The sequence below is a fragment of the Desulfovibrio sp. genome, from assembly GCF_035644575.1.
Taxonomy (GTDB): Bacteria; Desulfobacterota; Desulfovibrionia; order Desulfovibrionales; family Desulfovibrionaceae; genus Desulfovibrio.
Genome location: NZ_DASQOG010000131.1, coordinates 1 through 10,342 on the forward strand (window position 1 = coordinate 1; position 10,342 = coordinate 10,342).

Consider the following 10,342-nt stretch of genomic DNA (forward strand, 5'->3'; position numbering starts at 1 on the left):
CAAAAAACCCGGAAGTCTCGTAAGACTTCCGGGTATGAAATTCTGGTAGCAAGGGAGGGATTTGAACCCCCGACACTGCGGGTATGAACCGCATGCTCTGACCAACTGAGCTACCTTGCCGTGTCAGCGCCTCGTTAGCGCGACGATCTATTTATAAAAATTGCCGCCCCTTGGCAAGCATTTTTTTTAGTTCACCATGAAATAATAAATAAACGGGGCAATAAGCAGGCGGTACACGGCAAAAGGCACCAAGGTAACGCGGCCCATAAGGGCGATGAACACCTTGACTGCCAGCAATGCCGAGAGGAACGAGCCAATCATGCCCACGGCAAAAAAGGGAATATCCGCAGCGCTGAACAGATGCCAGCTTTTCAGCATGTCGTAGCCGGTGGCGGCAACCATGATGGGCACTGCGGCAATGAACGAATACTCCGCCGCCAGCGAGCGCTTGCCGCCAAGCAGCATGCCCCCCATGATGGTTGAGGCCGAGCGCGAAAAACCGGGCCACAGGGCAAGGCACTGAAAGCAGCCAATGCCAAGGGCCAGTTTGGGCGTCATGTCGTCCAGCGTAATATATGAGGGTTTGAACTTGCGGCGCTCAACCACTATCATCATCACAGCGCCCACAACCAGCGCAATGAGCACGGTCAAGGGGCGGAACAGATAGGTCTTGATGGTCGAGTGCAGCAAAAGCCCGAGCACACTGGCGGGCAGCGATGTAAGGATAAGCAGCATGATGCCGCGCATGCCCGCAAAGCGCACATAGGGCTGGGGACGCACAAGGCCCCAGAAGCGCTTCCAGTACAGCACCACCACGGCCATGATGGCGCCAAGCTGAATAACCACCTCAAAGGTGGCGGCCTTTTCGCCCATGAAGTTGAGCAGATCGCCCACCAGAATAAGGTGGCCGGATGAGGAAACAGGCAGAAATTCCGTCAGCCCTTCGACAATGCTCAAAATTACCGCAGTAAACAGATTATCCATAAAAACCCTCTGGCGCGAAATCCTGTCGCCTAGTGTGGGATGTGTCGTCCTGCGGGCAGAGCATTGCCAAAAGGCGGCACAACGGCTATGGGTGAATAAAAAAGGATATCTCCATGACAACCATTATGCCGCAAGGTGAACTTGTTCGTAAGGCTGCGGCCTATCTGGCGGAACAGCGTGCCCTGCATTCTGGCAAGAGCCTGTCTGCCCTTCTGGATGAAGCGGGTATGCGTTTCAACCTTACGCCGCTTGATGCCGCCGCCCTTGAGCGCCTGTTCCGTGAAGAAGAGGCCAAGGCCCACTAGAGCATTTCCGCCCATCGTACTGTATTGCAGTTTTGATAGTGGTTGCAGACGTCGCGCCCATTTGAACCACGGGTGCGACGCCGCTTACCACACCTGAATTATGCTATTTCGCTGCCGTCAGGCACATCGCGGTCCACAGCAAGCAGCCCGAGCGCGTCGTCTGTGCCTGCCGTAAGCACCATGCCGTGCGAAACCAGCCCGCGTATCTTGCGCGGGGCAAGGTTCAGCACTGCGCACACGCGCTTGCCCACCACATCTTCCGGCGCATAGTGTTCTGCCAGGCCAGAGAGAATCTGACGCAGCTGACCTTCGCCAAAGTCAATTTCAAGCCGCAGAATGCGGTCGGCATTGGGGTGCTTTTCCGCCACCTTGACCGTGCCCACGCGCATATCCAGAGCCTTGAACTGGTCAAATTCCACATTGGGCTTGGCAGCGGGCGCGTCTGTCCCGCCCTGCTCTGCTGCAGCCTGATTGGGTGCAGTCTGCTTGGGCGCGGCTTTTTCCTGCGGTTTTTCCGCCTGCTTGTCTTTCTTTTGAGCCTTGGGTTCCTTGCTGTCCGCGCCTTCCTTTTTCACTTCAATGCGCGGGAACAGGTTGGAGCCTTCCGCCACCTGAATGCCGGGTTCAAGACCTTCAAAATGGGCAATTTCGTCTTCCACATTGGCAACCGGGGGCTGACCGTCCTGCACCTGCTGCCCAAGCTGGGCCAGCATTTTGCCAGAGGCTACGGGCATGACGGGCCAGAGGCAGAGCGCGGTTTTGCGCATGGCCGCCAGCATGACGTACATGACGGTTGCGAGGCGCTCCATGTTGCCCTGCTTGTAGAGCGTCCAGGGGGCCTGGGTGTCCACATATTTGTTCAGGGCGCGCACGAGTTCCCATAGGGATTCAAGCCCCTGGGCAAACTGCACGTTGCCAAAAAGCTGCACAAAGTTGCGCATGGAGTTGGCGCACAGGTCGGCAATGGCCTTGTCGTCCTCCTGAAGCGCCTTGGGCATGGGAACGTGACTGCCGAAATACTTGGCCGTCATGGAAAGCACGCGGCTGAACAGGTTGCCAAGGTCATTGGCAAGGTCGGCGTTGATGCGGCCTACAAGGGCATCTTCGCTAAAGCTGGCGTCAGAACCAAAGTGCATTTCGCGCAGCAGAAAATAGCGGAAGGCATCCGGCCCGAAGCGCTGGGCCATATCGCTCGGTTCCACAACATTGCCAAGCGATTTTGACATCTTGGTGTCGCGCACAAGCCAGTAGCCGTGAACATTCAGATGCTCATACTGCGGCAGGCCAGCAGATTTGAGCATGGTGGGCCAGAATACGGCGTGGGGCTTGAGAATATCCTTGGCAACCAGATGTTCGCCGGGCCAGAACTTTTTAAAATCTTCGCCTTCGGGCCAGTTCAGCGCGCTGATGTAGTTGAGCAGCGCGTCAAACCACACGTAGCAGACGTAATCCTTGTCAAAAGGCAGCTCAATGCCCCAGGTCAGGCGCGATTTGGGGCGCGAGATGCACAGGTCTTCCAGCGCGCCGGATTCGAGCATGGCCAGTACTTCGCTGCGGTAGCGCTCGGGCCGGATAAACGAAGGATTGGCCTCGATGTGCTCCTTCAGCCATGGCAGATACTTGGACATGCGGAAGAAGTAGTTCTTCTCGCTGATAAATTCCGGCTTGGTCAGGTGCTGGGGGCAGAGGCCGTTTTCCAGCTCTTTTTCGGTATAGAACCGCTCGCAGCCGTAGCAGTAATGCCCGCCAAACTCGCCAAAATAGATGTCGCCCGCTTCATAGACCTTTTGCAAAAAGGCCTGCACTGCGCTGATGTGCTCGGGATCGGTGGTGCGCACAAAGCGGTCGTTGGCAACGTCAAGCTTGGGCCACAGCGCGCGGAATCGGCCGCTGATGTCGTCCACAAACTCCTTGGGAGTCTGGCCTTGCTTTTCAGCCGCCTGAACAATCTTGTCGCCGTGTTCGTCCGTACCGGTGAGGAACATGGTGTCCTCGCCAATCAGCTTGTGGTAGCGGGCCATGGCGTCGGCAACCACAGTGGTATAGGCATGCCCCAGATGGGGCTTGGCATTGACGTAATAGATGGGCGTTGTGATGAAAAAGCTGTTCACTCAAGGCTCCGTAAGCTTAATTGCTAGTCGTGGTCGGGCCGCTGCGACTTGTTGCGGCGGCGTTTGCGGCGATTCTTGCCCGGTTCGGCCTGAGCCTCCCCACCGGGGGCGCGCTCGCCGGATTCGGCGGGGGCAGATTCCTCGGCCTGGGTATCGCGCTCGTCCTGACGGAATTCATCCATAAAATCAAGAGAGTCAAGAGTATCCGGCGTGGCGGAAACCACAAGCAGGCTGTTGTCGTTCATGGGGCCTTTGGGCGGCTGCTTTGGCTGTACGCCCTGGGGAGCCTCCGGCCTGTGGGGCGAAAGGGCCTGCCAGTCGTCCAGACTCAGTTCGACTTCCTCGTTGTTTTCCGTCAGCACAGAAAGGGAATTGCGGAACATATTGGCCCGCAGAACCTTCATGGGGCCTTTGTCCGTCTGGTATTTCTTGCCGAGGCGCGGGCACATGCGGTGGAAATGGTCGTAGTTGTCCTGCTCATAAGAAAGGCAGCAGAGCAGGCGACCGCAAATGCCCGAAATTTTGGCAGGATTCAGAAACAGATTCTGCTCTTTTGCCATGCGGATGGTCACGGGCGCGAATTTGCGCAGATACCTGCGGCAGCAGCAGACCATGCCGCAGTTGCCCACAGCGCCCACCATCTGCGTTTCGTGGCGCACGCCAATCTGGCGCAGCTCGATGCGCGCGCGGTATTCACGCACAAGGTCTTTGACCAGATCGCGAAAATCAATGCGCGAAGGCGCGGTGAAGTAAAAGATGAGCTTGCTGCGGTCAAAAAAGACTTCCACATCCACAAGCTTCATATCAAGGTTGCGGTCGCGGATGCACTGGCGGCAGAATTGCTGCGCTTCGCGCGCCATCTGCTCGTTGGCTTCGCCACGGAGGATGTCTTCTGAACCGGCATGGCGCAGAATGGAGGGCAGTTCCTGCTCCATCTGACCGGGCAGATGCTCTGCGGGGCCGGAGACTATTTCGGCAAGGGTCTGGCCCTGCTCTGCCTCAATAAGTACATGATCCCCCCGTTTGAAGCCGGAGGGGCCGGTATAGTAGCTTGTTTGTCCAAGCGTTCTGAAACGGAGACCGTATATGGGCATAAATTGTCGCTTCGGCAAAGGTAGTGGAATATGTATTCCGAAAAGGTTCTTTTCCGTCATTAATGCCGTGCTGTCAACTGGGCTGCGGCTTGGGCCACAGCTGCGCATCGGCCGTTCACCTTACGCGGCTTGCAAAGCCGGGTTGCCTGATTTACATTTTTAAATATAAGGGAGAACTTGCCATGATAGAACGTCAATCGGCCCTCGCTCTGCTGGCCGAGCAAAAAACACCGCCTTCCCTGTTGCAGCATGCCCTGGCCTCCGAGGCCATAATGCGCGCCCTTGCCCAACATTTTGGCGAAAATGAAGACCTCTGGGGCCTCACGGGCCTTTTGCACGACCTCGACTACCCCGCCACGGCGGAAAACGCCGCGCGGCACGGGCTGGACACAGCAGAAATGCTGGCTGGCAAGTTGCCGGACGAAGCCCTCACGGCCATTCGCGCCCATAATGCGGAAATGAACGGCGCGGCTGGCCCCGCCTCGCGCTTTGATTACGCCCTGCGCTGCGGCGAAACCGTCACCGGGCTTATCTCTGCCGCTGCGCTCATGCGCCCCACGGGCATGGAAGGCATGGAAGTTAAAAGCATAAAGAAAAAGATGAAGGATAAAGCCTTTGCGGCCAGCGTGTGCCGCGACAACATCCGCCAGTGCGCCGAGGCCGGGCTTGAGCTTGATGCTTTTCTGGCTCTGTCCATCGAAGCCATGCGCGCCAATGCGGCGGAACTTGGTTTAAGCAAATAGCTCCAAAACAGCCGAGGCTGCACCATGCAAGAATGTTCGCTCGAAACGGAAATCCGCACGCTTGGCCCCTGCAAGCTTGATTCTGTGCTACCCTACCGCACCTGGGCAGACAACAAGACCGTGCAGATTGTTGTGGATGAAGAACTGTCGGAAGAAGTGAACGCGCCCTTCAGCGTATGCCTTGAGGCCGCTGGCCCGCGCAAAAAGCTCTATTTCGACACCACCCGCGCCAAGTGCGCCATCGTGACCTGCGGCGGGCTCTGCCCCGGCATCAACGATGTCATCCGCGCCATTGTGATGGAGGCCTTCCACGCCTACAACGTGCCCTCCATCCTGGGCATCGCCTACGGGCTTGAGGGTTTTATTCCGAAGTACGGGCATGCTCCCTTTGAGCTTACGCCTTCAAGCGTGGCGGACATTCACCGTTTTGGCGGCACCATGCTCGGCTCTTCACGCGGGCCGCAGTCTGCCGAAGAGATTGTGGATACCCTTGAACGCAGCAACGTCAACGCTCTCTTTGTCATTGGCGGCGACGGCACCATGAAGGCCGCCCTTGCCATCAGCAGCGAGGTGCAGGCGCGCGGGCTCAAGATATCCGTCATCGGCATCCCCAAGACCATTGATAACGACATCAACTTCATTCCCCAGTCGTTCGGTTTTGAAACTGCCGCCTTCAAGGCCACGGAGGCCATTGAATGCGCCCATACCGAGGCCTGCGGCGTGCCCAACGGCATTGGCCTGGTCAAGCTGATGGGGCGTGAATCGGGCTTTATCGCCGCGCGTGCGGCACTGGCCCTGAAAGAAGTGAACTTCGTACTCATTCCCGAGGCTCCCTTTGCCCTTGAGGGCGAGGGCGGGCTGTTGCCCGCGCTGGAAGAACGCCTGCGCTCGCGCGGGCATGCCGTGATTGTGGCAGCCGAGGGCGCTGGTCAGCACCTCATGGAAAATCACGCCGCCAAGGATGTGTCGGGCAACCCCGTGCTTGGCGATGTGTCTGACCTGCTGCGCAAGAACATCAGCTCCTATCTTGGCGCGCGCGGCATTGAGCATTCGTTGAAGTATATTGACCCGAGCTACATCATCCGCTCCATCCCGGCCAATGCCAACGACAAGGTCTATTGCGGATTTTTGGGCCAGTATGCAGTGCATGCCGCCATGGCCGGTCGCACAGACATGGTGGTGGGCAAGATTCAGGACCGTTACGTGCATCTGCCGCTGGAGCTTGTGACCCGCAAGCGCCGCAAGCTCAACATCTATTCGGACCTGTGGCGGGCTGTGCTTGAATCCACTGGTCAGGGCATGCTGAAGGGCATGCTGCCCCCAGCGTAACCGGCAGCATGAAGCATCTCAGACAGGTCAAGGCCTCTGCCGGTTCCGGCAAGACCTATGAATTGACGCATTGTTTTCTGCAAAGGCTGGTGCAGAGCGGGCCGCCCGCGAGCGCATCCGCTTCCTCGGCCTGCGTTCTTTTGCCTGGGGGGCGCTGCGGCTGGGGCGACATCCTCGCCATCACCTTTACCAACGCTGCTGCTACCGAAATGCGCGACCGCGTTATCCGGCAGCTCAAGAGCGCGGCCCTCGGGCAGCCAATGGGCGGGCTTGCGCTATCGCCCGAGCAGGCCTCCCGCTGGGTGGATGTGATCATGCGCGATATGGGCGCGCTGAACATCCGCACCATCGACAGCCTGCTGCACCTCATTGTGCGCGCGGCAGCGCTGGAACTTGATCTGCACCCGGATTTTCAGCCCGTCTTTGCCACGGAAGAAGTGCTCACTCCTTATCTTGATGTATTGCTTGAACGAGCATGGCAGGGCGATGAAACCATGCGCTCCCTGCTGCGCGAGGTCTATCGGGCCATGGCCTGGCGGGAGAACAGCACGGGCTTTCTGGCGGGCGAAAAGCTGCTCAACCAGTTGCGCGGCCTGCTGGATGACGTGCTGCTCGGGCGCTTTGAAGACATTTCGCCCACGGAAACCCTGCACAAGCGGCTGAGCGAAGTGGAAAGCATGGCCGTAACCCATGCCAATATCTTTCTGGCCGCTGCGGCTAGGAGCGGCCTTAATTTCAGCAAAAACGCCCTCGCGGCTGTGGAGGCCATTGCCGCCGGACAGTGCAAGACTTCGGCATACCTGAGCAAGGCCAGCGCGTCCGATCTGTTTTTGAAAAAGCCCGTGGTCAGCGACGAGGTGCAAAAAGCCTACGAGGCCTTTGCCCGCGCCGCCGGCGTGCTGGTGGATACCGCTCCCTTATTGCGTCAGGCTGTGGGGCTTGCCCCCGTGCTCCTGCTGGCGCGTACCCTTGTGCAGGCCTTTGTGCAAAACCAGCGGCAGGAAGGCAGCCTGCCGGGCCTGCTGATTCCGCATATGGCGCGGCAGGTGCTTGAAAGCGACAACGGCGTGCCCGAGGCCCTGTGCCGCATGGGCTCGCGCCTCACGCACTTTCTGGTGGATGAATTTCAGGACACCAGCAATGAGCAGTGGTACGCCCTGCGCCCCCTTGTGGAAGAAGCGCTCTCGCGCGGCGGCTCCCTCACATGGGTGGGCGACGTCAAGCAGTCCATTTACGGCTGGCGTGGGGGTGAGCCGGAACTTTTTGACGGCGTGTTTGACGATGCGGGCCTCACAGCACTCGCACCTGACGGTCAGCGCGACAATCTGCCCTACAACTGGCGCAGTCGCCGTGAAATCGTGCAGCACAACAACGGCATCTTCGGCCCTCTGGCGCAGCCGGACATGGCCGCAAAGGTCATGGCCGCACTTTTGCCCACGGGCACCCCGCCGGAAATTTGCGGGCAGGCCGCTCAAGGGCTTGTGCGGGCCTTTGCGGGCACGGAGCAGCAATGCCCGGAGAACGCCCGCGAGGGCGGCCTTGTGCGCGTGGAAACCATCCTTTCCGTGGATGCCGAGGCTCTGGGCGAAGACGTGCTTGAACGCCTCTGCACCCTGCTGCGTGAAGATATCGAGCCGCATCATCCCTGGGCCGATGTGCTCATTCTCGTGCGCAGCAACGGCAAGGCTACCCTTGTGGCCGACAGGCTGATTCGCGAAAATATCCCCGTGATTACAGAAAACAGCCTGCGGCTTGCCGCGCATCCGCTGGTGGTGCAGGCAGTGGCCCTGCTCTCCTTTCTTGATAATCCTGAGGACGACATCGCCTTTATGAGCCTTGTGAGCGGCAGCATATTCAGGGAGCACCCCGAAGCTGCGGCTCTTGCGCACGAGGACATTGCGGGCTGGTGCGCCGCATCCAGGGGCGGGCCGCTGTTCCAGCGGTTCAAAAGGCGCTGGCCAGAAATCTGGCAGAGGCTGCTTGCTCCGTTCCACAGTCAGTCCGGCCTCATGACGCCCTATGACATGACGCTTGAATGGTTTGCCCGGCTGGATGTGGAGCGGCGCTATCCCGAGGCGGAGACCTTTTTGCGCCGCTTTATGGAAGTGCTGCACAGCGCGGAAGAAAAGGGCCTTGCCACCCTGCCCACCTTTCTGGAGCACTGGCGCGCCAAAAGCGGCGAAGAAAAGGTGCCCATGCCCGAAAACATGGATGCCGTGCGCGTTATGACCATCCACAAATCCAAGGGCTTGGAAGCCCCGGTGGTTATTGTGCCGTGGACAGACCTGCGCGCCCGCATGGGCAATGAAACCGTGATGGTCGAGCGCGAAGGCCTGCGCCTTGCCGTGGGCAACAGAAAGCATCTAGGCGCGCCCTATCATCAGGAGCTTGCCCGCCAGTGCCGTGAAAACGTCCACCTGCTTTACGTGGCCTTTACACGCGCACGCGATGCGCTCTATGTGCTGCGCACAAGCACCGTGGGCGGGCGCGGCTCTACCAGTGACGTGCTGGACATGCTTATGGAAGAGGCCGGGTTCACAGCCCCCTACACCGTGGGCGAGGATCCAGCCGCGCACGATGCCGCCCCGGCTGCAACTGCCGCGAGGGCTTCTGCCGCGGCTCCCTGGGGTAGCAAGCCGGAGATTGCGGAAAGCCTGGAAGGCGAGGAAAACGTTGCTTCAGCGGATGCCGCCCGGAGCATTGCCCAAACCCCGGATGCTGCGGATTCCGCTGGCTTTGCAGACCCCGCATGGCGGCCCATGCAGTGGCTGCCGCGCCTCAAGATTTTTCGTAATCCCCTGGCAGGGTTCAGCTTTCGCGCAGAAGACAGGGGCAGCTTTCTGCACCTGTGCCTTGAGCATCTGCACATAACGGGCAATCCGCAGGCGGACGCGCAGGCTGCGCTGAACTTCGGCCTTGGGCATTTTTCGCTGCCTGTGCCGGACGAGGCCGCGTTGCGGGAAAATGCCGCTGCGGCGTTGCAATGGTTTGCCTCGCAACCGCAGGCGGCGCGCTGGCTGCAAACGGGCTGGCCCGAACATTCGCTCATGGATGCCGAGGGCCGCTTGCTGCGCATGGATTTGCTGGTGCATGAGCCATGGGGGCCGCTGGTGCTTGATTATAAAAGCGGTCAGCCCGAAGCCGATCATGTGGCGCAGCTACAGACCTACCTTGCCTGCCTGGAAGCCGGGAACGACTGCGCCCCCGGCAGTGCGCGCGGTCTGCTGGTGTACCTTGATGTGCGGCGGTTTCAGCTTGTGGAAGCGCACGGCGTTTCGGCTCTTGCCGAGCGTTGCAGCGATCTTTTGCCCGCCACGGAGGCTCAGGCATGAGCGCATCGCCGATTCTTGTTTTTCCCTGGCAGCGGCCCTTTCTGCCCGACCTCAAAGCCTTTCTGACCAGCATCGGCAAGGGGCGGGCGGGCGCAACCCTGCTGATCGTGCCCCACAACCGGCCCTGGCGTTACCTCACCAAGCTCTATGCGGAAGAAGGCTATCAGGGATTGCTGCCCAAGGTCATGACCCTGGCGGATGTGATCTCGGCCTGGCGGTCGCAAACCAGCGCAGACCCTCTCCACACGGCCAACGTGCTGGACAGGGTCGCCCTGCTGCACGAGTGCGTTATGGGCCTCGCGCAGAATGACGAGGGCCTTGCCGCGCGTTTTGCCCGTATGGATATGGCGCACTTTCTGCCATGGGGCTTGCGGCTCTCAAACCTGCTGGAAGAAATGCTGGGCCAGCGCGTGGCTGCTGTGGATCTCAGCCATGTGGAGCAGG

At 59.6% G+C, this 10,342-nt stretch carries 7 protein-coding genes, 1 tRNA gene and 1 pseudogene; 5 read left to right on the forward strand and 4 right to left on the reverse strand.

Translation table 11 applies throughout. From position 1 onward, the window contains the following. Window positions 1-43 precede the first annotated feature (43 nt). Window positions 44-120 (reverse strand) — tRNA-Met (locus tag VEZ52_RS07565). A gap of 66 nt (window positions 121-186) precedes the next feature. Continuing rightward, complete coding sequence (locus VEZ52_RS07570) at window positions 187-984, reverse strand: undecaprenyl-diphosphate phosphatase (protein ID WP_291444680.1); 798 nt, start codon at window positions 982-984, stop codon at window positions 187-189. Window positions 985-1,097: 113 nt separating this feature from the next. On the opposite strand from VEZ52_RS07570, the gene VEZ52_RS07575 reads away from it, so the two are divergent. Next, window positions 1,098-1,289 (forward strand): hypothetical protein, encoded by a 192-nt coding sequence (locus VEZ52_RS07575; RefSeq protein WP_022658817.1) that lies wholly within the window; start codon window positions 1,098-1,100, stop codon window positions 1,287-1,289. A 98-nt stretch (window positions 1,290-1,387) separates the two neighbouring features. Here VEZ52_RS07575 and metG read toward each other — a convergent pair whose 3' ends face one another. Both metG and VEZ52_RS07585 read right to left on the reverse strand, forming a co-directional pair. After that, window positions 1,388-3,400, reverse strand: coding sequence for a methionine--tRNA ligase (gene metG, locus VEZ52_RS07580; protein ID WP_324836287.1), 2,013 nt, complete (start codon window positions 3,398-3,400; stop codon window positions 1,388-1,390). Window positions 3,401-3,423: 23 nt separating this feature from the next. After that, window positions 3,424-4,494, reverse strand: coding sequence for a regulatory iron-sulfur-containing complex subunit RicT (locus tag VEZ52_RS07585; RefSeq protein WP_324836288.1), 1,071 nt, complete (start codon window positions 4,492-4,494; stop codon window positions 3,424-3,426). Between the two features lie 182 nt (window positions 4,495-4,676). Here VEZ52_RS07585 and VEZ52_RS07590 point away from each other — a divergent pair, with 182 nt between their 5' ends. From VEZ52_RS07590 to VEZ52_RS07605, 4 genes and pseudogenes are all read left to right on the forward strand, one after another. Beyond that, window positions 4,677-5,237 carry an HD domain-containing protein gene (locus VEZ52_RS07590; RefSeq protein ID WP_324836289.1) on the forward strand — a complete coding sequence of 187 codons (561 nt, stop codon included), beginning with the start codon at window positions 4,677-4,679 and terminating at the stop codon, window positions 5,235-5,237. A 24-nt stretch (window positions 5,238-5,261) separates the two neighbouring features. Further along, window positions 5,262-6,566 (forward strand): ATP-dependent 6-phosphofructokinase, encoded by a 1,305-nt coding sequence (locus VEZ52_RS07595; protein WP_324836290.1) that lies wholly within the window; start codon window positions 5,262-5,264, stop codon window positions 6,564-6,566. Window positions 6,567-6,574: 8 nt separating this feature from the next. Continuing rightward, entirely contained in the window at window positions 6,575-9,898 is a 3,324-nt protein-coding gene (locus VEZ52_RS07600) for a UvrD-helicase domain-containing protein (RefSeq protein WP_324836291.1), read from the forward strand. Then, a pseudogene (locus tag VEZ52_RS07605) lies at window positions 9,895-10,342 on the forward strand (PD-(D/E)XK nuclease family protein); the annotation flags it as partial. The gene VEZ52_RS07600 and the pseudogene VEZ52_RS07605, both read left to right, overlap by 4 nt.

Excerpts from the sequence above, each read along its gene's own strand:
- VEZ52_RS07570 (WP_291444680.1), bottom strand. The coding sequence starts at position 984 with ATGGATAATCTGTTTACTGCGGTAATTTTGAGCATTGTCGAAGGGCTG.
- VEZ52_RS07600 (WP_324836291.1), top strand. The coding sequence starts at position 6,575 with ATGAAGCATCTCAGACAGGTCAAGGCCTCTGCCGGTTCCGGCAAGACC.
- VEZ52_RS07575 (WP_022658817.1), top strand. The coding sequence starts at position 1,098 with ATGACAACCATTATGCCGCAAGGTGAACTTGTTCGTAAGGCTGCGGCC.
- VEZ52_RS07595 (WP_324836290.1), top strand. The coding sequence starts at position 5,262 with ATGCAAGAATGTTCGCTCGAAACGGAAATCCGCACGCTTGGCCCCTGC.
- VEZ52_RS07585 (WP_324836288.1), bottom strand. The coding sequence starts at position 4,494 with ATGCCCATATACGGTCTCCGTTTCAGAACGCTTGGACAAACAAGCTAC.
- VEZ52_RS07590 (WP_324836289.1), top strand. The coding sequence starts at position 4,677 with ATGATAGAACGTCAATCGGCCCTCGCTCTGCTGGCCGAGCAAAAAACA.